The organism is Paenibacillus nitricinens, from assembly GCF_052056485.1.
In the GTDB taxonomy this organism is placed as follows: domain Bacteria; phylum Bacillota; class Bacilli; order Paenibacillales; family Paenibacillaceae; genus Paenibacillus_AQ; species Paenibacillus_AQ nitricinens.
Genome location: NZ_CP183948.1, coordinates 4643198 through 4665784 on the forward strand (window position 1 = coordinate 4643198; position 22587 = coordinate 4665784).

The window sequence follows — 22587 nt, forward strand, 5'->3', positions numbered from 1 at the left end:
GGGGTTTAATTGTGAATATTGTGTGTCTTTATGACTCTTTACGTGGAGTTCTTTCTTTGAGTAATCCTGCTTTGGCAATTTGCTGCAGATGGTTAATTTCATCTTTGGTCAAATGACGGTAGGAGCCACGTTTAAGATTTTGCAGCATAATATCCCCGAAAGAAATCCGCTTCAGACGGATAACGGGGTGTGAAATCGCATCAAACATGCGTCGTACCTGACGGTTACGTCCCTCGTGAATCGTTATGCTGATTACTGCTTCTTTATTCGCTTCGTCAATATCCTTGTACTCCACCTCAGCAGGCGCTGTCATGCCATCCTCCAGCTTGATGCCGGCTTTTAGCTTGTCCAATGCAGTGCCATGCGGAATACCCTTGACCGTTGCATGATACGTCTTAGGTACATGATGCTTAGGATGGGTAAGCAAGTTAGCGAAATCTCCATCATTCGTTAACAGCAGCAGTCCTTCCGTATCGTAATCCAGACGGCCTACAGGGTAAACCCGTTCTGTAATTCCTTTAAGGTAGTCTGTTACAACCTTGCGACCCTTTGGATCGGAAGCACTTGTAATAACGCCTTTAGGTTTGTTGAACATAATATAGATTTTGTTCTCGCCCCGGATCAGTCTACCGGAGACTTTAATAATATCTGTTGCGGGGTCCACCTTCGTGCCAAGCGTAGTTACGAGTTCCCCGTTGACTTCCACTTTACCGGCCAAAATCATTTCTTCACACTTACGTCTGGACGCCACACCGGCCTGCGCCAAAATTTTCTGTAATCTTTCCATTTTCGACTAGTCACCTCAGATTAATGATAACCATCAGAGGGATAAATCACAAGTTCATTCCATGGAAAAAATGCTCCTGGGCAGTAATTATTGTGGGGTTCGATGATTAAAGGGGAGATTTGGTAGCGCTCTACCAGTTCTAAAATGAGTTTATCTGTGGCAAATAGCTGCTCTTTCCTTCCAGATAATGGAGGGGTGCCGTCTTCCCGGCTGAAATCACCTTCCAAGCAAATGTGAATATACTCCGGATCGGTCAGCAGAGGTGCTGCATAAATGGCTCCTTCAACACCAACCCAAAAATCAAAACCTTTGCCATTTATGGAAGTACAGCGAGACTGATGCAGGATAAAACCTTTATAGTTCATAGCGGATTGCCTCCCTCCACATTGCTGCAATAGCATATGTCGAGGGAGGTTTGAGGGTGACGCCGACTACCCAAAAAGCAGGAGGCAGACCGCGATCGCGGCGACGAAGCCAACGACATCGGAGAAGAGACCTACCTTAAGCGCATAACGGCCGTTACGCACACCTACAGCTCCAAAATAAACCGTTAATACATAAAGTGTTGTGTCCGTGCTGCCCTGTATGGTAGAGGCAATCATGCCGATTAGAGAGTCTGGTCCATGAACGCGAATCAGATCCGTGGTATAAGCAAGAGAGCCTGTCCCTGTGAGAGGCCGTAGAAGGCCTAGTGGCAGCACTTCTGGAGGTACACCAAGCCCCCTTAGCGCAGGAGATATGAATCCCATTAGGAAGTCGAGTGCGCCCGATGCGCGAAAGACGCTGATCGCTACAAGCATACCTACAAGATGAGGAATAATCGCGATTGCCGTACCAAATCCATCTTTTGCCCCTTCAACAAATGACTCATACACTGGGACTTTACGCGTAAAAGCATAGAGCGGGATGAACGTAATCATGACCGGAATCGCCCATGCCGATATGAGACTGATTAACTGGTACAAGTCATGTTCACCCTTTCAATGAAGAATTAGGCAGCGAAGTCTTCGCCATTGGAACAGAACCAGACTTGGCTGACGGCGGCTTTGGAGGTTTGCGCAACAATGTCATCCTTCGGAAAAAACGGTCCGCCGCAATCGCTGCAAGAGTCGCCACTGCTGTTGCAGCAAGGGTTGTGCCGACTATCCCCGCAGGATCTGTCGAATTATAATTCAATCGGATCGCAATTAGGGTCGCGGGAATCAGCGTAATACTTGCTGTGTTAAGCGCTAGCAAGGTACACATGGCTGGTGTGGCCGTTTCTTTATCCGGATTGAGCTTCTGCAGCTCCTGCATCGCCTTGATCCCCATAGGTGTAGCCGCATTGCCAAGTCCAAGCAAATTAGCGCTCATGTTGGAGAGAATATATCCGATTGCAGGATGACCCTTTGGCACATCTGGAAAGAGGAAGGCTACGATTGGCCCAAGAATCTTGGCTATTTTTTTAAGCAAACCAGCATCCTCTGCGATCCGCATGATTCCTAGCCAGAATACAAGTACACTTATTAGGCCGAAACTTACTGTAACCCCACTCTTGGCTCCGTCGAATACGGCGGCTGTAAATTCATCCATTCTGCCGTTAACGGCGGCGAACAGAAAACCGATGATGATCATTCCTAGCCAGATCCCGTTAATCATGGATACGCCTCCCTCTTCATTAATCAGCTAGCTGCTTACTTGGAACTTTCGCCCAATTTAAATAACGCCTTCAGTGCACTCCCTATAGCCTGAAACCAATTATCGACAGGATAAGTTAGCGCTTGCGTTGTACTATATTTTTTAGTATAAGCAGATTCCTCAGGAGGTAAGGACTCTCGTGTATACACTGGAACCCGGCCTATCTCCTTGCCACCGAGATCTAGAACCAGAACCCCTTGCAATCCAAAGTTCGATCTTGCTGCTTGAGCGGGTTCGGTAATCTTTTGATTTAAGACAAGTTTGGTGGTCACTCTATCCTGCTCGCCTGGTCCGAGCGGATAGGCAAATTTTTTAGCTGTCACGAAGTTATAACCGCTCACGGGGTCCCCGCGTTCGATCATTGTTTTTAGTGGGTAGTGATTAAACCCAAAGTTCAGCAGTGAGGCATGATCATTCCAGTCATCTCCATCATTTATGGTGACTGCGACAAGCTGCTGTCCGTTTCTGGTCGCAGAGCTGACAAGGCATCGTAGCGCTTTTTTGGTATACCCTGTCTTCACACCGTCAGCACCCTCATATAAGTACAGCATTTTATTCTTGTTTCTCCACTTGTAATCCCATTTCTCATTTGGATTGTCAGCAGTTTTCTCCTGCGTCTTCACGATTTGCTTAAATACAGGATTGTGAAGAGCATACGCCGTCAGTACAGCTAAGTCATTAGCACTCGAATAATGGCCTTCAGCATCTAGACCATGCGGATTAGCAAAATGAGTATTTTTTAATCCGAGCTCTTCAGCTTTATTGTTCATCAGGTATACAAACCCTTCTTCAGAACCGCCGATATGTTCAGCGATCGCTGTTGCCGCATCATTCCCTGAGCGCAGCATTAAACCATACAGCATATTTTCCAGCGTCATCTCTTCACCTTGCTGTAAATAAATAGAGGAGCCTTCTTTGGCGAAAGCATTTTTACCAACTTTGACTTTTGAGGCTAAATCACCATTCTCAATAGCAACGAGGGCGGTCATTATTTTAGTCAGGCTGGCAATAAGCATAGGCTCATCTCCTCGACTGCTATACAAAATACGCCCGGATTCCACATCAATCAGCGCCGCTGCCCTTGCATGCGTAGATATGGAGCTGTTCTCCGCATGAATCAACGTTAGCGGTGTCAGAAACAGCAGCAAAATGCTCAGTAATAAGGCGATTGGAAATTTACGGGTTATTGTCTTCATATTTATCCTCCGGATTCTTATCGGTTCTTAAGTAGAGTGATTCATTTCATGCCTATGTTGTACAAGTGTATGCGGACCAGCCTTAGGGTATGTCCTCTCCACACAAAAAGGGACACCGCCTGATGTATGGCGATATCCCCGAGGCTATTTGAACAATTATGTGTATCTAATGTGTTGAAGATTGAGATGTACTTGGATCGGGTTTAGCAGGTGCTTGTGAGGCTTGAGCTGGTGGTTGTGAAGCTTGAGCAGCGGGTGTCCCAGCTTGGCTTGAGGAACTGCTGCTTTGGAACATCGTCTGGATTTTGTCGATGAGCCCTGGTGTAGCATCGATGATTTTCTCGAACAAATGTGTTTGATTGTCGAGTGGCACAATGTTCACCCCATCCTTACCAACCACTAGAAAAGCGATCGGTCTGATGGAAACACCACCCCCGCTACCGCCACCAAAAGGAAGCATTTTGACGCCGCCTTGGGAGCTGGATCCACTTATAGAATCCTCCACTCGATAATCACTACCCCCTGCAGCAAACCCAAAAGCCACCTTACTGATCGGCAGAATAATACTACCATCAGGTGTTTGTACTGGATCTCCAACAATCGTATTAACATCTACCATACCCTTAATATTTTCCATCGCTGTTTGCATTAGGCCCTGAATAGGATGGTCGCTCATATTGTTTCCTCCTTTGATTGAGTACGATTACTCTTGCTTCTACAGCGCTTATCATCCCCACTTCCACACATTTGTATGTAACTTTCATTCTAAACTTTGCCCGTGAGGTTCCCTTCAGATCCGTTTTAGTAACTTTCTCCACTTACCGATTCCCCCCGACACTCGCAAGACACGTAGAAGCAGCCGCAATAATGCGTATAAGGTATAGGAAACGGACATTTTCCCCTCACATACCAACTCCATTGAAAAACTTGGCTCATCCTGAAAAACAGGCTTCACAAACACTCGTGGATTATGTTTCAATTTAACCCTCTGCGAAATAAACCCTACGATGCTCCATTTCAATCCCCAGGCGGCTCCTGATGCTATGGCTGTGTCTGCTGCATCACCTAGTGAGAAGTCCGTGGACCAGTCAAGCTTTGATATTTTGACATGAGATACGGTTTCCTTAATCCACTTCTTCAATCCACGTGTAGATCTCACTGCTAGCTGTATATTTTCCCGCCAGTGTTCTACTCTCTCTTTATCGAAATGCTCTTCCTTTACAGTATCGACACCTGTTGTTGCCGTACCCGTTTCTTTAAACTTCCCAATCACGCCTTGCTCCAATCCCTTAAAGACCAATCGGGGCAGCTCATAGTGGAGTTTGATCAGACCAAAAAGAGTTTTAACATCTAACTCGAGCAGATCATTTTTGTCATGTTTATAGCACCGGATGCGGAAATCAATAGATGAAGACAAAAGCAGAATCATTGCCACTACCAGCAATCCGAGGGGAATTCCAAGCCATAATGTCACGTATTTACCTCCAAGAAACCTTAATTATGGGAACCTTTGGTTTAGTATGGCAATTTATGCTGGAAAAAATTCGGGGTTTGATTAAAAAATGTGGCCCTTCATAAAAATAGGGACAGCCCATAAACCATATCAATGGTTTATGGGCTGTCCCAGCAATACAAATCATTGCGGAATAACAAAAAAAGCTATGATTGCTCAATATCCTCAAACGACATTTGGGTATCCAGCTTATTGAACAATAGCTGTGTCTCCTCTTCCAAATTATCAGTGGATTCGAAGTTTGATGGTTCAGGCAGCTCATTCAGACTTGCGAGACCAAAGCTCTCCAAGAATGATTTCGTCGTCCCATACAAGATTGGGCGCCCTATGGCTTCCGCACGACCTACCTCATGAATCAAATCCTTATTATTCAGCGTATGAATGGCACGTTCCGATTTCACGCCTCGAATCTCTTCGATCTCCACCCGTGTAATCGGCTGACGATAGGCCACGATCGCCAATGTCTCTAATGCAGCCTGAGACAGCGTTGATCTGGAAGGGGAATAAGCCAAACGCTCAAAATAATGGGCGTGCTCAGGCAAGGTTGCCAGCCGATAATTCCCAGCAATTTGGACTACCTGCAGCCCCCGTTCCTGTGTTACATAATCCTCTTTGAGTTCTTCTAATGCTCCAGCCGCTAGCTCTGGACGCTGCTCCGTAATTTCGGCAACTTGCCGCACAGAGATCCCTTCATCACCTGATAGAAACAACAGGCCCTCAATAATCGATTTCAGCGTTTTGTAATCCATTGAAGTGTTCTCCTCCTCTCCACTCCATTACGATGTCATCAAACAATTTCTCTTGGTAGCACAATATCGCCTTCATTTTCATCAGTTCCAGAATTGCAAGAAAAGTAACTACGATCTCGTGTCGCGCCATTTCATCGTGCAGCAGTGCTGAGAAGTGGAGCCTTCCGCCCTTTCCTCTGCGCTGCAGCGCATCCGATACATCACGTATACGATCTTTTACCGATATTTCGTCCCGGGTGATCCGCTGGTAAGATGACCTTCTTGCCGCCTTACTTAGTGCTTTACGGAAAGCAGCTATAAGGTCGGAAGTATGTAATCCTTTTAGCGTATGGTCAATCTCTTCTGGCACGAATGGCCCCAGATCCTCCGGCTCCTTCGTAAAAATCAAGCTCCGCTCGCTCTCCATATCCATTAAATGAACAGCAATACTCTTGAATTTACGATACTCAATCAGTCGCTGAACGAGTTCAGTTCGTGGATCAAATTCATCTTCTTCGTAATATTCAAAATCATCGATCTCAATGACCGGTGGTTTGGGCAGCAATAGCTTGCTCTTTATAGATAATAGGGTTGCGGCCATCACGAGAAATTCACTCGTAATATCCAGTTCAAGCTCCTGCATACTTCGCAGGTACTCCATATACTGTTCGGTGATCTCGGCGACCGGAATGTCCTGGATGTCGATTTCCGCCTTATCAATTAAATGCAATAGCAGATCCAGCGGACCTTCAAACGTTTCCAGCTTGTACAATACAGTCACGAAGCATCCTCCCGCCAAAAAAAAGTAAAGTGCAGCGCCCAAATGGACGCTACACAAGTAGAAAGGGCTCTATAATCCATGCTTTCTTCTTATACTATAAATAAGCACGAATTCGACTGATTCGTCAATAGCTGTCTTACTTAAACAGTTTGTTAAGATTCGCCATTTCAATCGCAGCAGTCGCAGCATCCCAGCCTTTATTTCCTGCTTTGGTTCCTGAACGCTCAATGGCCTGTTCAATATTTTCAGTAGTAACTACGCCAAAAATTGTCGGTACGCCGGTTTTAAGATTAATAGCAGCTACCCCTTTAGCGACTTCATTACATACATAATCATAATGCGTTGTAGAGCCACGAATAACGGTTCCTAAAGTGATTACAGCGTCATATTTACCGCTTTCCGCCATTTTTTGAGCGATCAACGGAATTTCAAACACACCTGGAACCCAAGCTACATCCACCTCATCATCACCAACACCGTGGCGTTTAAAGGCATCTAGTGCACCGGATAATAGCTTACTGGTAATAAATTCATTAAAACGTCCTACTACAACTCCGTATTTTAAGCCTTCGGAAACTAAATGTCCTTCTAAATATTTCGGCATATCATTCATCTACCCTTCGTTTTTTATTGTGTGTGATTATACTTTGGAATCCTCATTTTGTTCAATGTCGTCAAAAGACAGCAAATGTCCAAGCTTCGCCTGTTTTGTATGGAGATAATTGGTGTTATCTTTATTTTCCGGCATTTGTATTGGCACACGCTCAACAACTTCCAGTCCATAGCCCTCCAGCCCTTTGATCTTACGCGGGTTGTTGGTTAAGAGACGAATTTGGCTTATCCCTAAATCCTTCAGAATCTGTGCACCGATCCCGTAATCACGTAAATCTGCTGGAAAACCAAGCTTTAGATTGGCATCTACAGTATCGAGTCCTTCTTCTTGAAGCTTATAAGCTTTAAGCTTATTAATAAGACCGATACCTCTGCCTTCTTGGCGCATATAGAGCAATACGCCTCTACCAGCAGCTTCGATCTGTCGAAGCGCTGCTTCAAACTGGGGACCACAATCGCAGCGATGGGAGTGGAATACGTCACCCGTCAAGCATTCGGAATGTACTCGTACTAATACGGGCTCATCACCAGAAATATCGCCCTTCACCAAAGCTACATGTTCTTTATCATCCACTTCATTCGTATACGCAATGGTCTGAAACTCACCGAAATCGGTAGGCAGACGCACGGATACCTCACGATTCACGAGCTGTTCCTTTTCATTACGATAGTGAATGAGATCCTTGATACTGATCAACTTCAGATCATGCTTCTTCGCAATTTCAACCAGATCAGGCAACCGGGCCATCGTGCCATCTTCCTTGATGATTTCACAAATCACACTGGCCGGATATGCACCACACATACGGGCTAAATCAACAGCAGCCTCTGTATGTCCGGAACGGCGCAGAACGCCGCCTTTTTTCGCAATCAGCGGGAACATATGGCCAGGTCTACGGAAATCAGACGGCTTCGCTTTAGGGTCAATCATGGCCTTTACAGTCAAGGATCTTTCCCCCGCTGATATACCAGTAGTTGTATCTATATGGTCAACGGATACAGTAAAGGCTGTGCCGTGATTATCTGTATTGTGACTGACCATAGCCTGTAGTTCAAGCTCTTCCGCACGTTCAGCGGTAATTGGCATACAGACCAAACCACGTCCCTCAGTGATCATAAAATTGATGACTTCTGGTGTCGCCCGTTCAGCAAGAGCTATAAAATCCCCTTCATTCTCACGATCTTCATCATCCACGACGATGATGACTTTGCCGCGCATTAAATCATATATCGCTTCTTCAATCGGATCCAAGACACTATCCTTCTTCGATTGTTCGCTCATGATCCTATCCTCCTAATAGCTTTACGAAGGGTTATTTCCATCTTCGTAAGCTTACTCATTATTTATACAAATCCGTTTGCCGCCAAGAAATCACGACTAATCCCGGAGCTGCTATCATTTTCTTCATCCTGTGCAGCAGAGCCATAATGCAGAAGATGATCTACATATTTGCCCAGGACATCACACTCAATATTTACACTATCCCCTGCCCGCTTATAAGTTAGCACAGTTTCCCCTAGCGTATGCGGAATAATGGATACAGTAAACGATGAAGCCGTCGTCTTTACTACTGTTAAGCTAATGCCATCAATCGTGATCGACCCTTTAGGGATGATATATTTAAACAGCGATTTGCGATCCGGCGCAATCTCATAGACTACTGCATTCTGATCACGCTTTACGCTTTTGATGACAGCAGTGCCATCTACATGTCCCTGAACAATATGACCTCCAAACCGACCACCGGCAGCCATTGCTCGCTCCAGATTCATCCTACTGCCAGGACGTAGCTCCTTCAGATTACTGTTTCGATAGGTCTGAGGCATGACATCCACAGTAAAATAGTTCTCGCCTAAAGTTGTCGCTGTAAGACAGACGCCATTAACCGATACGCTATCACCAATCTTCAAATCATCCATGATGACGGAAGCGGCAATGTTCAGCACCATCATTTCTCCACCGGCGGAGACACTTCTCAGAGTGCCAACTTCTTCGACTAATCCAGTGAACATGCTTTCCCTCCTAGGAGTTTTATGTGAGTAACACTTCTCCGCTATCTCTCCGAACAAAAATTGCTCTGGAAGCACACGATTAAGTTTTGTAACCATTCACTTTAGCGTACCGGAGTACCGCTGATACATACATTATCTCCGAGCACTTTTACTTCCAATCCCTCCAGAGAAATCGCATCCTTCATTAACTCTACACCTGGAAATACAAACGTCCCTTTCGCTTCAGCACCACCGCCAACAATCTTTGGAGCGAAAAAGAGAATCACTCGATCAACTAGCCCACTCTCCAGCATCGCTCCATTTAACGTACCTCCGCCTTCAAGTAAAATCGATCCGATTTCCATTTCACCGAGCGTTACCATAGCAGCCTTCAAATCCACGCGTGGTCCTGCTCCGCTAACAATGATTTGCACACCTGCTTGAAGAAGCGCTGCTTTCTTTTCAGCATCTGCAGCTTCAGTTGTCACGATGATAGTAGGCGCTAGACCGTCACTTACAACTGCTGAATCCAATGGAATACGTAGTCCAGAATCAATTACAATCCGTATCGGGCTAATGCCCGGCACTTCCGTTCTTGTGGTTAGTGAAGGATTATCTGCAATGACTGTGTTCACACCGACCATAATTCCCTGATGCCGATGCCGCAGTGTATGTACGATCTCCCGCGCTTCTCCATTCGAAATCCATTTACTGTCACCAGATTTGGTAGCTAGGTTACCATCCAGCGTACTGGCACTCTTGAGTGTAACAAACGGCTGTTTTGTCAAAATATATTTGATAAACCGCTCATTCAGCCGCAACGCACGATCACGCAGCAACCCTACCTCTACTTCAATACCAGCTTCACGCAGCATTTGAACCCCACGACCCGCCACCTGAGGGTTAGGGTCTTCACAAGCGACTACCACTCTGGCTACTCCCTCGTCGATCAGCCTTTGGCTGCAGGGCGGGGTCTTACCATAGTGGCTACACGGTTCGAGTGTTACATAGGCAGTGCTGCCTTGAGCTTGACCAGCCGCCATGTTCAAGGCATGCACCTCAGCATGACCCGTTCCGCGCTGCAAATGAGTTCCAAGCCCAATCATCGCTCCATTTTTTACAACCACGCAGCCAACAACTGGGTTAATTCCGGTCTGTCCTTGGGCCCGTTCTGCCATATCCAGCGCTAGCGACATATAAAACTCGTCATTCATATTGTCCATCTCGTTCCTCCTATCCACTTACTGTCTATCTGATGCATAAAAACAGAAAAACCCATCTCATTCTCCAGGAGGAGTAAAGATGGGTTATGCGAGAGTTTAGCGGCAGTCCAAATAAAAGTGTGCGTAAATAACCGTCAAACGACGGTAATTGTGAAATATCGCACATAATAAATGAAAACACTGCAGTCCACCTGTCTAAAACAGACAAGCGGTTAACCTCTCCTTCTTCCATCCAGACTATACTGTCGGTCCCGGAATTTCACCGGGTCCACCGTTCGCGTCAACAACGCGAGCCGGGTAGCGGACTAAGTGTGGTAGATAAACTTAAGAAATAAGCACTCTACAACAACATCACCGCCGGTAGGGAATTACACCCTGCCCTGAAGGATTGATCCTTTATTTAATTGAGGTTCAAGTTTTCCTTACTAACAAAATTATCACTTACACCTTCGAAATGCAAGTGCGTTTTATATATTTACTTAAAATTTGTAACTTGATTCTGAGAGGTATGGTGATTACAAGAAGAAACGATATGGTTTTATATTAACAAACTTTTATAAGAATTCGTCTCTCTCTTACACATCCATCCCTTTTATTGGGCTATAGAAAGCCAACGGATGTACAGTTATAATCCATTCCATAATTTCATAAAAAGAAGAAAACAAAGAAGCGCCAGGACTTTATCTCCAGGCGCTTCTTTTCCTTTTCAATTACAAACCACGTTCTTGTTGTTTCAATAGATCACGAATTTCCGTTAGCAACACGATATCTTCTGCGGGTGCTGGCGTCTCCACCACTTCAACTTTAACGGCTTCTTTGCGCTGGAATTTATTAGCCAGTTTAATCACCATAAAGATTGAGAAGGAAATAATAAAGAAATCAACGACCGCCTGCAAAAATTGCCCATAAGGAATAATCAGTTCATTATGCATAACCATAACACTTAGAGCCCGATCCTTCAGATCTATACCACCTGTTATCAAGCCAACAATTGGCGTAATGATGTCAGATACTAATGAAGTCACAATCTTACCAAAAGCTGCTCCGATAACGACAGCAATGGCTAAATCTAGTACATTTCCTTTCAGGGCAAAAGCTTTAAACTCTTTCCACATCTTCCAATTCTCCTCCAACCTATTGAATTTGAAATTATTATAGCATAGCCGCTTCCCAAATCTTAAGACTTGTTAAGAAACTATTAAGTTTACCTTTACTTTTGCCTGCCACCGTTGTTAAGAAATCTCATGTTAAATAAGGATTACGAACTACAAAAAGGAAGATTCCTAACATGGAAACTTTTTCAACTTTCAAAAAAAAGCATTCCAAGCCCCAGCTCGTTCTTTCTGCACAGATTAAAACATGGATTGAGGCTCTTCGATGGGAGCAAGCTAAAGGAAATAACAACCTAGAATGGTCCTGCGAGTAATTTGGGCAATTGGGCCTGTACCGACAGCTTTCCCAAGCTATCAGTACTTTTTGGCATCCGCATCTCTGTTATGCAGGCGACTATATTCTAGCTTTAAGTTTCTCTTGGATCGTTGTTAGTCTTTCAGCACGTGATCTGCCATTTGCCTGGATGTTTTACGGAAATGTATACTTCTTGTAGTTAGGATGCTTTACAAGAAAGGACGCTGAGTAATGCACAACGCAACAGTACTTTTGGTTGACGACGAAGCAGAGATTATTAAACTCATGCAGATCTATCTGGAGAACGAGGGATACCGTCTGTTCACTGCCCGTGACGGGCTGGAAGCACTTGAAATTATCAACAATGAAACTATAGACCTAATGGTTCTAGATATCATGATGCCCAACATGGATGGTATCGAGGCTTGTATTAAAATTCGCGAAACACATAAATTTCCAATTATTATGTTATCTGCTAAGGGTCAGGAACTAGACAAAATCACGGGACTCAGTGTAGGTGCGGATGATTATGTTACGAAGCCTTTTAGTCCGTTGGAGCTTGTCGCCCGCATTAAATCTCAGCTGCGTAGAACCCGGAATTACATGTTAGATCTAAGTGCCAAACAGGATGAAATCATCATTGATGGCTTGGTTATTAACTCGGTTACGCATGAAGTTAGCGTGGATGATCAGCCAGTAAAACTTACTCCGAGAGAATTTGCAATTCTGGAGCTGCTCGCCCGTCACAGGGGACAAGTACTAAGCATGGAGCAAATTTACGCTAAGGTATGGAAAGAACAATTTCTCGAAAGCAATAATACGCTCATGGTTCACATTCGAAAAATTAGAGAAAAAATTGAAGCTAATCCGAGAAAACCACAATATTTGAAGACGGTATGGGGCGTTGGCTACAAATTGGAGAAAGGAGGTCCTTCTAGTTGAACTTTAAACGATTCGATACCCTATCCTGGAAAATCGTTGGCTTCAGCCTAACGAGTCTAGCACTTACAGCAGCAATCGTATTGGTCGGCTATTATGGTATATCCCTATTGCTATGGCTAAACCCTTCTCGTTCTTTCTGGGGGGTTAGACTCATCCACTGGGTAATCAATAACATCGGGTCTATTCCTGTAGTGATTCTTATTGGAATTCCTTTATTTATTTTTTTCATCCTTAAACTATCCAGAAATACAACCAGTAATCTTCAAAACATTACGAGCGGGGTTCAAGCTATTGCAGACGGCAATTTATCTTTCCAGGTACCGGTATCAGGTACGGATGAACTTGGTAAACTCGCCGAAAATATGAACCTCATGGCTGGCAAGCTAAAATCTGCTATAGAGGAAGAACGAGCAGCTGCGAAAGCCAAAAACGACCTAATTACAGGTGTATCACATGATCTCCGAACCCCTCTAACTTCTGTACTCGGATTTCTGGAGTATGTAGAAAAGGATCGTTATAAGACCGAGGTCGAGCTTCGTTATTATGTGAATATTGCCTATGAGAAATCTCTGACTCTTAAAAAGCTAATCGACGATTTATTCGAATATACACGAGTTAGCAGCAGCGGGCTCCCCCTTAATATTGAGCCTGTTGATCTCGGAAAGCTGCTTGAACAGCTTGTCGAGGAATTCGCTCCCGTACTTGAGCAAGCGGATATGACCTATCGTATTCATACGGATAAGGGCCCTTTGATTATCCTTGGTGATGCGGATGAGTTAGTTCGATTATATGAGAATCTATTTACCAATGCGGTTAGATACGGTAAAGAAGGTAAGATTCTAGATATTACAGTTTATAGAACAGACGATAATGTGATTGCTACATGCAAGAATTACGGCAACCCGATCCCTGCCACGGATCTCCCCCACTTATTTAAGCGATTTTATCGCGTCGATAAATCACGTTCCCGAGAGACTGGTGGAAGCGGATTAGGACTCGCGATTGCTAAGAGCATCACAGAGCTCCACGGTGGGGCTATTTCTGCCAAAAGCACACCCAAACAAACTGAATTTGAGACTTCCTTCCCAGCGATCGATTGATGTTTGTGGGGATGTTTTGAGTTTTGGGCAAACGTAAAAAAGCACCCGACAATTTTTTGCCGGATGCTTTTTTATTTCAATCGCTGTTCATACTCTAAACAAAGACTTGCTACCTGTTTCCCCTCCGTTTAAACACACGGTTTAGAATAAAGCCAATGGCTATTAATCCAATACCAATCATATAAAGCGGTGCAGAGCTACTTTCTCCCGTCTTAGGAAGCTGAGGAGCACTTGAAGTGCTGTTGTTCACCGGCCCCTTCGGTACTTCCTCATCAACAATGTCGACTTCTCTTAACGGAACATCTTCATCTGTAATAACTAAATCCGGAGTTCCCACTTCTTCTGATGTCGTGGATTCCAGATTGGTCGTATTCCCAGGGCCAGCAGGTACTGCCGGATCATTGATGATTACTCCCGGCACCAGCGAACTCGTGGATGTTGGTGTCACCGGGCCTCCTGGGATTCCTGATATTGGTGTTGAAGTTGGTGCTACAGTCGGATCTGTTGACGGAGTAACCATTGGTTCCGACGAAGCTGATGAGGTCGGTGTCGGTGTTGCTGTTGGAGCTATAGTTGACTCTGGTGTTGCAGTAGGCGTAGGCTCAATTGCTTTTTGATTTGTAATTACGAGTTGATTCGTTGATGAAGACTGAACGGACACTGGATGCTCTTTAGGATCAAGTACATAGCCAATAGGAGCTATCGTCTCAATCAATACGTAGTTACCCAACCATAATTTATTGAATGTTGCTGTACCTGTGGAATCTGTGGTTAAGCTATTCATAAATACCCGGTCTGAGCCGTTTAGACGATAGAGTGCAAAAGTTGCATCTCCCAGCGTCTTCAAGTTGTCCTCTGCATCCAGCTTCTTAATCATCAAGGAGCCTCTAACCCCGCTACCTGATCCTGATCCACTCGACACACCGACGATAATTTCTTTAGAAGAATCTTTACTAATTTCATTAACATTATGACCACTGAAACGAACAGTATTAGTAACTTTATCTCCTGTATTCGCCATAATCAGGGATTGATAGTCGAGAATATAAGGTTTACTAATCTCCTTGGCGAAGCTTAAATCAAACGACTGCTTGCCGTCTACATCCGTTTTTATTTCTAGGCTGTAATCGATACCCTGAATCAATTCAGGGTATCTTTTGGTTATGTCTCCGTTCTCTGCTACGTTTGTTGGATACAAGTGGAAGGAGTCCTGCAGTAAAATCTGATTAGCACTAGGCGTATCTTTGATTACAGCATTCTTCACCGTAGACTGACCGCTATTGATTTGAATACTCCAATCTATTTTATCACCTTTCTGAGCACCATCCTTTAAGAGATATTCATCCCCATGAGGGATCGTTACAGAAGCATTTAAATCCTTGGAAGCCTTCTTTATTCCATCATAAAGATTGGCCTTATTCTCAATAGAAGTACCGATGACTTGGCCTTCAAGACTTGTATGAAAGTCGATATAATAAGCGGAATGAATGCTGTCTTTAAAAGAGACCTTCAACTCGTTAGTAGCACTGACACTATAAGTGTATTTGCTACTGTTTACCTCGACACCTTTCGTTGGGTCTCCATTCTTAGCAACATTCATGGTGTACACTTTCAGCGATCCAGGAACCAGGGTTTGACCCGATTTCAAAATATCCACGACCTCTGACTCTGCAACCGTTTTGCTATTATAGTTGACCCCTAATGTCCAAGCTAATTCTTTAGTTGAAGCATTATAAGAACCAAACTTTAAACCATTGCTTTTCGCTTCGGCTCTTGGAATAAATAGCCCTTCTGCTTCTGTTCTGCGAGGAATTTCGGACGTGTCTAACCATTCCATCCTAACCTTGTTATTGAAATTTTCAGTATTAGACCAAATCCAATCCTTATTAAATTCCGTTGTATAGCTAACCGTATAAAGACCAGTAATCTGCGAATTAAAGACCACCTTGAATCCTTTATTGAACTGAACAGGAGCATTGTAAACCAAACTATATTTGGAAGGATTCAATACGGACCCTTTAGAATCTCTAATGACAAGCGATTCTGGGATGAATTTCAATCCACCAAACGGGAACGTTTCTGTAATTTCAACCCGGTCCATTGGATAGTTATCACTGTTTAATGTGACTTTCCATCCAACCGTTTTATTCTGATAATTTACGTCTGATAAATTCTTATACAGAATGGCTGAACGTATTAAACGAGTAGCCTGTTCAGTGTAGGTACTATCCGTAACTGTATTCGTGATTGTAGTATCTGCAAACACACGGTTTACTGCTTTAGTCTTATATTCAATTCGAAAGGGGGAGGATACATCCTGATTAAATTGCAAGGAGAACCCCGTCTTACTCACGTCTGAAGCTGGAACTACAGTGTAATCAAGATCTTTTTTCAAAAGATTTTCTAACGTTGGTGCACCCGTTGAATCCAACTGCACCTTATATACTTTTAACGAATCCGCTACTAACGCTTGAGAATCATCAAATAAATCCGCTAGTTTTGCATCTCCCTGCAAGATCTTTTGTTCATTAAAATTATATTCGATTGCCCAGGAAATGATTTGATTACTCCAGTCATATCCGCTGGAGTACTTATTCAGGCTTCCTCCTCGTTCTACTTGAACAGTAGCAGAGGAACTTACTGGAACTTGCCCCTCTCCTGAAAAAGTCGCTGTATTCGTGAAGCTTAGCCGATGCTCATCAGTAATAGCTGTGGAGTATTCAATACGGTAAGCACTCGATATCGCAGGATCAGTGAAATCAACATTTAACGTTCCTCCAGTGAACGCTGTAGAATATTTACTGGTATCGAGTAGTGCTCCTTGCGTTACCGAACCGTCCAACTGGATACTCAGTTGATACACACTCACAGTAACCGGAGTGTTAAGTGACAAACCTGATGGTATAGGGTCCGTTACAACTGCATTTCCAACAGTTTTTAATGATTTATTTACGTCAACCGACCATAGAATATGGTCTGCATTAAAACCCTGAGGAATCCCCCTCTTCTCAATGGTCGATCCTACATTTGGTTTAAAATTCACAGTAACCGTCTGAACACCACCGCTTACCGGAAATAAAATCTGCTGAATAGTACTTCCTGAGATTTTTTGTTTATCAAACTTAGTATTAATCCGAAGCGTTCCTTGCACGTCATCATGCGTTTCTATGTAGTCATTAAAGATCATTGTTACTTGATGTGATAACTGCTCAACTGTAAAAGTTCCTACATCTCCATCCTCTGAGACTAACACACCGTTAATATCATTAAAAAGCCGAAACTGCTCTGGAAGCTGAAAGGTAAAGGTATCTCCCTGCTTGTATTGATGAGCTTTAGGAAGAGACCACGCATAATCTAATGTTACATTAGCATCTTGTTCATAGACGCTATCCGTAACCGTCTGCCCGTCTGCACCATATACAGCCATTGAGACACTGGTGATGATATTCCGCTCTTGATCGATTGCCGCTGCTTGTACTTGTGGAGTGAACCCGATGCCATAAGCATATTGCGCCACAAGCAACAGAATAACGATCATCACACTTATTCTTTTCTTTAACATTATCCTATAGCCTCCAATTCCTTTTCCAATTTAATTTTTCTGTGTTTGTATCCCCACTTGAAGCGTAATCTCTGCCATTCCGCATGCTCGATTGCTTCTTATGTAATACCGCGCCCATCGCCCCATCTTATGTTAAAATAATGAAAAGACATCCTTTTGTGGGCAGTTGACAGAATCCATACATATTTAACCATTTTATGGATGTTCAGAAACAGAAAATATCAATGTTTATAAATTTGTTTTTTGAAGTACTTTTCAGGTACGAAGGAGGTTGGTTCATGCATCTTTCATCTTATTTTGATCGACAGCGTACGGAGGATTTCATTATGTTCTCCCCTTCACATTGGATTGCTCTGTCTATCATTACATTGGTCTGTATACTGTTTTACAGTTTAAGATTCGAGATTCGGACTGATGTGAGACTTCGGCAAAGTGTGCGTTTGCTGCTGATCATTGTACTTTTATTCTCAGAAACAGGACTTCAAATATGGTACCTCTCTCAAGGCGTATGGCAATCCAGCAGCTCACTCCCATTCGAACTATGCGGAATTACTTTACTATTATCTGTTATCATGCTGATAACTCGCAGCCGAACACTTTACTCCTTTCTATATTTTGCTGGGATAGGTGGAGCATTCATTGCTTTACTCACACCGAATCTGGTCTATCCGTTCCCTCATTTCCGATTTCTACTGTTCTTTATAGCACATGGTGGTATTGTTCTCGCTTCTCTTTATATGACCTGGATTGAGGGCTATAAGCCCACTTGGAAATCTCTCCTGTTCACCCTGTTTGGACTAAACATTGTGGCCGCCTGTGTGTGGATCGCCAATTACATCCTAGGGTCTAACTACATGTTCCTATCTCATAAGCCCAGCACTTATTCTGTATTGGATTATTTCGGACCTTATCCTTATTACCTGCTTGTTGAAGAGTTGTTTGCCTTCTTTGTGTTTCTGCTCATGTATTTAGTATTCTTCTGGGTGCCAGAGCAGCGTAAATCGAGACGTAAAAGAATAAGCCGGATTCCTTATTAAATAAGAAAAAGGCCAGCCTCCGATAATCTGGAGACTAGCCTTTTTAAATTAAGAATTCTTAAGCTTCGATGATTTCTACCGAAGTCATTTTGTCGCGTCCTTTGAAAGTATCAACAAGATCCATACCTTCAACTACTTTACCGAATACAGTGTGAACTCCATCCAAGTGTGGTTGCGGTGCATAGCAGATGTAGAACTGGCTTCCGCCTGTGTTCTTACCCGCATGTGCCATAGCAAGTGTTCCGCGCTCGTGTTTGTTTGGGTTGATTTCGCAGTTGATTGTGTATCCTGGACCACCAGATCCAGTTCCGTTAGGACATCCGCCTTGAGCTACAAAACCAGGGATAACACGGTGGAATGTCAATCCATTGTAGAAACCATCTTTTGCTAGCTTTTCAAAGTTAGCTACAGTGTTTGGTGCATCTTGATCGAACAAGTCGATCAGCACTACGCCGCCATTTTCAAGAGTAATTTTCGCTTGCTTTGCCATATGTAAATGACCCCTTTCAAAATTAACAAATTTAGAATACCTCAATTATATTACTATGAAACCACGCACAAAGCAAAGCAAGCAGGAGTAATTCCTGCTTGCTCTCTATGCCTTACCAGTTTTCCCTACCTAACATTAACGGCTGTTACTTAGCTACAGCAGCTTGTTTAGCGATACGCTCAGGAACAATATCGTTGGCAATAAGATCATTATAGCTTTCGCGGCGCACTACAAGATCGCTGTGTCCGTTCTGAACGAACACTAAGGCCGGACGACGAAGCCGGTTATAGTTGCTCGCCATCGAGTAATTGTAAGCGCCTGTGCAGGCAACAGCCAACAGATCACCGCTTTCAGCCTCAGGCAGTTCAACATCCCAGATCAGCATATCTCCGCTCTCGCAGCATTTACCAGCGATGGATACAGTTTCTGTAGCCTCTTCATTCGCACGATTAGCAAGTAATGCCTCGTATTTAGATTGGTACAATGCAGGACGTGGATTATCAGTCATCCCACCGTCAACAGCAACATACTTACGCACGCCTGGAATATCCTTGTTCGTACCTACTGTATAAAGTGTAGTCCCTGCATCTCCAACAATACTGCGGCCCGGCTCCACCCAAATTTCAGGCAAAGCATTATAAATTCCAACAAAATGAGTCTTCACGGCATCCGTAATTGCACCTACATATTCAGAAACATGTAACGGGGTATCACCCTCAACATAACGAATACCGAAACCTCCACCTAGGTTTACTACACGGAAGTCCACATCCAAACCTTCTTTAACACTACGAGCAAAACTCGCTACACGTTCAACAGCAAGCTGGAATCCATCCGTTTCAAAAATTTGAGAACCAATATGGGAGTGTACGCCAAGCAGCACTAAATTCTTTTTGCTGACTGCTGCTTTAACTGCTTCATAAGCTGCTCCATTACCGATATCAAATCCGAATTTGGAATCGGTCTGGCCTGTTGTAATATACTCATGCGTATGTGCTTCGACACCTGGTGTCACACGTAATAAGATGTTAACCTTAACTTCTTTACGTGATGCAATCGACTGCAAAAGATTAAGTTCTACCAGATTATCGACTACAAAGCAGCCGATCCCGGCATCAATCGCCATTTCAATCTCTTCTGACGTCTTATTGTTGCCATGAAAATGAATACGTTCTGCAGGAAAGCCAGCTTGCAAAGCAGTATAAAGTTCGCCATCCGATACAACATCAAGCGACAAGCCTTCTTCATCAGCCAAACGAACCATAGCCATTACTGAGAACGCCTTACTTGCGTAAGCTACTTGGAACCCAAGTCCAGAGGATTTAAAAGCATCCATATATTCCCGGCAACGTTGTCTCACCAATTGCTCGTCCAATATATATAGCGGGGTTCCATATTCCGCCTTCAATTCAGTTACATCACATCCGCCGATCTCCAAATGCCCAGCATCGTTAATTCGGCTAGTACCGTGTAGAAACATTCTTTAGTCCTCCAATTTCTGTGGAATATCAAGGTTCCACCCTGTCTTTAGTGTATTCAGTATAACAGACAGTGGGAACTCCATTGAATGGACTAATTTGCAGTAGTTTTGTATTTTCCTACGATTGTTAATCATTCTTTTGAGTAGGCGGCACTCTTGTATTGTCTCTAGTTTTATTGAAAGACGGCCTATTCTTCGAGCTTAAGACTGGCTTGCGCACTAGAATTTCACTCATTGCCTTTGCATTAAAAGGTATAAACGGCCACATATAAGAGGAGTTATAGGACCGATGGGTAGTTAGGAAAATAGTCAGTAACGTCGTGCCAATCATAAATCCTGGCACCTGGAATGCCGCAACGGCTACTAATAACACAAGCCTGACTATTCGATTCGCAAGACCCAGCTCATAACTCGGGGTTGCAAACATACCGATAGAGGCAACAGCCATATACAGAACTACCTCGTTTACAAACAAACCACTCTGTACCGCTATATCACCAATCAGTATGGCAGCAATCAGACCCATCGCTGATCCTAAAGGCGTTGGTGTGTGTACTGCGGCCATCCGCAGTAAATCAACCCCAAGCTCCACAATTAGAAACTGGGCGAGTATTGGAATTCTGGCGGTCTTTTGAGGTCCAATGAAATCCAGCATAGCCGGCTTTAGTTCAGGATGAATGACAAGCAACATCCATAGCGGCAGCAGAAACATGGACGCAAATATACCGATGAAACGGACCCACCGCAAGTACGTTCCCATAAAAGGAGTCTGACGATTCTCCTCTGCATGCTGACAAAGATCAAAAAAAGTAGTTGGAAGAACAATAACAATAGGTGAGGTATCTACAAACAGTATTACCCGTCCCTCTAATAAATTGGAAGCTACGACGTCAGGGCGTTCAGAATAACGCACCATAGGATATGGATTCCATCCACCGCCGATAATTGCCTCCTCTAATTGTTTATCTGCCAGAGGAATACCATCAATATCAATGCTTTTGATTTTGTCGATAACAGACTTAACTTGTGTTTTATCAACAATATCATCAATGTAAGCCACGCAGACATCTGTCTGTGTCCGTCGTCCAACCCGAAATAGCTCATATTTCAGCCCTGGATCACGAACCCGTCTTCTTACAAGCGAGATATTGCTCAGTAAAGTCTCTGTAAAACCGTCGCGCGCACCGCGCACCACCCGATCAATCGAAGGCTCGGCTGGACTGCGACTAGGATAAGATCGAGTATCCATGATGATAACTTTGTTCTCACCTTCGACGAATAGCACGCTCAAGCCTTCTAGTACTTTCTCGATACTTTCACTTAAAGAATTTCCCTCTTCCACCTGTATGTGAGGGACATATTCATTCATAAAGCTAGACAGCACACCCGTTGACAGATTCTCAGATGTGAGATAGGTCAGACGTTTCAGAATATCATCGGTCACATCTGTATTAGTAAATCCACTTAAACAGAGTAGAGCTGTCTTATGTCCGCCAAAGGACATCTGTCTAAACGTCACATCAAAGCTTGTGCCAAGTCCCATTACCTCAGTAAGTGTTTGTTTCGTATCTTGCAGGGACATAGGGATTTCATCATTACCTTGCCAGTAAATGACGGATTCTTTTAACGAGTTGGAGTGCTCGCGGTCTCGTTTCTTCTGTAGCCCGCCGCTTCCCTTTTGATTACTGTCTTGTGATTCTTGTTGTGCTTGCTTCTTAGATAGTTTGGACTTTGGCGTCACTTTGGCTTGCGATTCTTCCCCTGACTCTGTTGCAGACAATGACCCGCCTGCTTGTTGGGTATTCTGATCTTGCGCCTCATCTTCGGATTCAGAGTCTGAATCTAAGCCGAATAATCTGGCAAAAAATCCTTTACTAGGCTCATTCTGATCCTGATTCCCTAGCTCATCTGAGGCCTCTGCATCCTGCTGCCCGGAATCCGGTTGTGCTGATGCCTCAGCGCTTTGCTCTTCTGACCCTAGCTCATCTGAGGCTTCTGCATCCTGCTGCCCGGAATCCGGTTGTGCTGATGCTTCAGCGCTTTGCTCTTCTGACCCTAGC

The 22587-nt window shown here is 44.0% G+C and carries 21 protein-coding genes and 1 riboswitch; of the genes, 3 read left to right on the plus strand and 18 right to left on the minus strand.

Features of this window, described 5'->3' with window-relative positions:
* Positions 1–28 precede the first annotated feature (28 nt).
* The 14 genes from ACN6KS_RS20690 to mscL all read right to left on the minus strand — a co-directional run bounded on the left by ACN6KS_RS20690 (position 29) and on the right by mscL (position 11624).
* Positions 29–787 carry a pseudouridine synthase gene (locus ACN6KS_RS20690; RefSeq protein WP_094870091.1) on the minus strand — a complete coding sequence of 253 codons (759 nt, stop codon included), beginning with the start codon at positions 785–787 and terminating at the stop codon, positions 29–31.
* 20 nt (positions 788–807) lie between these two features.
* Complete coding sequence (locus tag ACN6KS_RS20695; RefSeq protein WP_094870092.1) at positions 808–1152, minus strand: peptidoglycan recognition protein family protein; 345 nt, start codon at positions 1150–1152, stop codon at positions 808–810.
* A 66-nt stretch (positions 1153–1218) separates the two neighbouring features.
* A complete protein-coding gene (locus ACN6KS_RS20700) occupies positions 1219–1707 on the minus strand; it encodes a spore maturation protein (protein ID WP_042190265.1) in 489 nt (162 codons plus the stop codon).
* Between the two features lie 52 nt (positions 1708–1759).
* The gene (locus ACN6KS_RS20705; RefSeq protein ID WP_094870094.1) at positions 1760–2425 is read right to left on the minus strand and encodes a nucleoside recognition domain-containing protein; all 666 of its coding nucleotides are present in this window, start codon (positions 2423–2425) and stop codon (positions 1760–1762) included.
* Positions 2426–2460: 35 nt separating this feature from the next.
* Positions 2461–3660, minus strand: coding sequence for a D-alanyl-D-alanine carboxypeptidase family protein (locus ACN6KS_RS20710; protein WP_440960388.1), 1200 nt, complete (start codon positions 3658–3660; stop codon positions 2461–2463).
* Between the two features lie 166 nt (positions 3661–3826).
* Complete coding sequence (gene ytfJ / locus ACN6KS_RS20715) at positions 3827–4336, minus strand: GerW family sporulation protein (RefSeq protein ID WP_094876366.1); 510 nt, start codon at positions 4334–4336, stop codon at positions 3827–3829.
* Positions 4337–4450: 114 nt separating this feature from the next.
* Positions 4451–5134, minus strand: coding sequence for a DUF2953 domain-containing protein (locus tag ACN6KS_RS20720; RefSeq protein WP_440960389.1), 684 nt, complete (start codon positions 5132–5134; stop codon positions 4451–4453).
* A gap of 185 nt (positions 5135–5319) precedes the next feature.
* Complete coding sequence (gene scpB / locus ACN6KS_RS20725; protein WP_094870098.1) at positions 5320–5922, minus strand: SMC-Scp complex subunit ScpB; 603 nt, start codon at positions 5920–5922, stop codon at positions 5320–5322.
* The gene (locus ACN6KS_RS20730) at positions 5891–6682 is read right to left on the minus strand and encodes a segregation and condensation protein A (RefSeq protein WP_094876365.1); all 792 of its coding nucleotides are present in this window, start codon (positions 6680–6682) and stop codon (positions 5891–5893) included. The genes scpB and ACN6KS_RS20730 overlap by 32 nt, the downstream gene beginning before the upstream one ends.
* 136 nt (positions 6683–6818) lie before the next feature.
* The gene (gene ribH / locus ACN6KS_RS20735) at positions 6819–7286 is read right to left on the minus strand and encodes a 6,7-dimethyl-8-ribityllumazine synthase (RefSeq protein ID WP_036676377.1); all 468 of its coding nucleotides are present in this window, start codon (positions 7284–7286) and stop codon (positions 6819–6821) included.
* A 36-nt stretch (positions 7287–7322) separates the two neighbouring features.
* On the minus strand, positions 7323–8576 hold the full coding sequence (locus ACN6KS_RS20740) for a bifunctional 3,4-dihydroxy-2-butanone-4-phosphate synthase/GTP cyclohydrolase II (protein WP_094870100.1): 1254 nt from the start codon (positions 8574–8576) through the stop codon (positions 7323–7325).
* 62 nt (positions 8577–8638) lie between these two features.
* A complete protein-coding gene (ribE, locus tag ACN6KS_RS20745; protein WP_094876364.1) occupies positions 8639–9307 on the minus strand; it encodes a riboflavin synthase in 669 nt (222 codons plus the stop codon).
* 101 nt (positions 9308–9408) lie between these two features.
* A complete protein-coding gene (ribD, locus tag ACN6KS_RS20750; protein WP_094870102.1) occupies positions 9409–10509 on the minus strand; it encodes a bifunctional diaminohydroxyphosphoribosylaminopyrimidine deaminase/5-amino-6-(5-phosphoribosylamino)uracil reductase RibD in 1101 nt (366 codons plus the stop codon).
* Positions 10510–10725: 216 nt separating this feature from the next.
* Positions 10726–10901: riboswitch (FMN riboswitch) on the minus strand.
* 318 nt (positions 10902–11219) lie between these two features.
* Entirely contained in the window at positions 11220–11624 is a 405-nt protein-coding gene (gene mscL / locus ACN6KS_RS20755) for a large-conductance mechanosensitive channel protein MscL (protein ID WP_076284542.1), read from the minus strand.
* A 523-nt stretch (positions 11625–12147) separates the two neighbouring features.
* On the opposite strand from mscL, the gene ACN6KS_RS20760 reads away from it, so the two are divergent.
* Together ACN6KS_RS20760 and ACN6KS_RS20765 are read left to right on the plus strand one after the other, a co-directional pair.
* Positions 12148–12858 (plus strand): response regulator transcription factor, encoded by a 711-nt coding sequence (locus ACN6KS_RS20760; protein ID WP_440960390.1) that lies wholly within the window; start codon positions 12148–12150, stop codon positions 12856–12858.
* Entirely contained in the window at positions 12855–13958 is a 1104-nt protein-coding gene (locus tag ACN6KS_RS20765; protein ID WP_440960391.1) for a sensor histidine kinase, read from the plus strand. The genes ACN6KS_RS20760 and ACN6KS_RS20765 overlap by 4 nt, the downstream gene beginning before the upstream one ends.
* A gap of 109 nt (positions 13959–14067) precedes the next feature.
* Here the strand turns inward: ACN6KS_RS20765 and ACN6KS_RS20770 are convergent, their stop codons facing one another.
* Positions 14068–17520, minus strand: coding sequence for a collagen binding domain-containing protein (locus ACN6KS_RS20770; protein ID WP_440960392.1), 3453 nt, complete (start codon positions 17518–17520; stop codon positions 14068–14070).
* Between the two features lie 278 nt (positions 17521–17798).
* Here ACN6KS_RS20770 and ACN6KS_RS20775 point away from each other — a divergent pair, with 278 nt between their 5' ends.
* Positions 17799–18557 (plus strand): YwaF family protein, encoded by a 759-nt coding sequence (locus ACN6KS_RS20775; protein ID WP_280786614.1) that lies wholly within the window; start codon positions 17799–17801, stop codon positions 18555–18557.
* 58 nt (positions 18558–18615) lie between these two features.
* Here ACN6KS_RS20775 and ACN6KS_RS20780 read toward each other — a convergent pair whose 3' ends face one another.
* The 3 genes from ACN6KS_RS20780 to ACN6KS_RS20790 all read right to left on the minus strand — a co-directional run bounded on the left by ACN6KS_RS20780 (position 18616) and on the right by ACN6KS_RS20790 (position 22307).
* Positions 18616–19047 (minus strand): peptidylprolyl isomerase, encoded by a 432-nt coding sequence (locus ACN6KS_RS20780; RefSeq protein WP_042190291.1) that lies wholly within the window; start codon positions 19045–19047, stop codon positions 18616–18618.
* 145 nt (positions 19048–19192) lie between these two features.
* Positions 19193–20527, minus strand: a complete 1335-nt coding sequence (gene lysA, locus ACN6KS_RS20785; RefSeq protein WP_440960393.1) for a diaminopimelate decarboxylase — start codon at positions 20525–20527, stop codon at positions 19193–19195.
* 127 nt (positions 20528–20654) lie between these two features.
* Entirely contained in the window at positions 20655–22307 is a 1653-nt protein-coding gene (locus ACN6KS_RS20790; RefSeq protein WP_440962427.1) for a spore germination protein, read from the minus strand.
* Between the last annotated feature and the right edge of the window lie 280 nt (positions 22308–22587).

Bases quoted from the DNA above. Each gene is read 5' to 3' on its own strand.
- ACN6KS_RS20700 (WP_042190265.1), bottom strand. From the start codon at position 1,707: ATGATTACGTTCATCCCGCTCTATGCTTTTACGCGTAAAGTCCCAGTG.
- ACN6KS_RS20760 (WP_440960390.1), top strand. From the start codon at position 12,148: ATGCACAACGCAACAGTACTTTTGGTTGACGACGAAGCAGAGATTATT.
- ACN6KS_RS20775 (WP_280786614.1), top strand. From the start codon at position 17,799: ATGCATCTTTCATCTTATTTTGATCGACAGCGTACGGAGGATTTCATT.
- ACN6KS_RS20690 (WP_094870091.1), bottom strand. From the start codon at position 787: ATGGAAAGATTACAGAAAATTTTGGCGCAGGCCGGTGTGGCGTCCAGA.
- ACN6KS_RS20695 (WP_094870092.1), bottom strand. From the start codon at position 1,152: ATGAACTATAAAGGTTTTATCCTGCATCAGTCTCGCTGTACTTCCATA.
- ribE (WP_094876364.1), bottom strand. From the start codon at position 9,307: ATGTTCACTGGATTAGTCGAAGAAGTTGGCACTCTGAGAAGTGTCTCC.
- lysA (WP_440960393.1), bottom strand. From the start codon at position 20,527: ATGTTTCTACACGGTACTAGCCGAATTAACGATGCTGGGCATTTGGAG.
- scpB (WP_094870098.1), bottom strand. From the start codon at position 5,922: ATGGATTACAAAACGCTGAAATCGATTATTGAGGGCCTGTTGTTTCTA.
- ACN6KS_RS20705 (WP_094870094.1), bottom strand. From the start codon at position 2,425: ATGATTAACGGGATCTGGCTAGGAATGATCATCATCGGTTTTCTGTTC.
- ACN6KS_RS20770 (WP_440960392.1), bottom strand. From the start codon at position 17,520: ATGTTAAAGAAAAGAATAAGTGTGATGATCGTTATTCTGTTGCTTGTG.
- ribH (WP_036676377.1), bottom strand. From the start codon at position 7,286: ATGCCGAAATATTTAGAAGGACATTTAGTTTCCGAAGGCTTAAAATAC.
- ACN6KS_RS20780 (WP_042190291.1), bottom strand. From the start codon at position 19,047: ATGGCAAAGCAAGCGAAAATTACTCTTGAAAATGGCGGCGTAGTGCTG.
- ACN6KS_RS20740 (WP_094870100.1), bottom strand. From the start codon at position 8,576: ATGAGCGAACAATCGAAGAAGGATAGTGTCTTGGATCCGATTGAAGAA.
- mscL (WP_076284542.1), bottom strand. From the start codon at position 11,624: ATGTGGAAAGAGTTTAAAGCTTTTGCCCTGAAAGGAAATGTACTAGAT.
- ytfJ (WP_094876366.1), bottom strand. From the start codon at position 4,336: ATGAGCGACCATCCTATTCAGGGCCTAATGCAAACAGCGATGGAAAAT.
- ribD (WP_094870102.1), bottom strand. From the start codon at position 10,509: ATGGACAATATGAATGACGAGTTTTATATGTCGCTAGCGCTGGATATG.
- ACN6KS_RS20710 (WP_440960388.1), bottom strand. From the start codon at position 3,660: ATGAAGACAATAACCCGTAAATTTCCAATCGCCTTATTACTGAGCATT.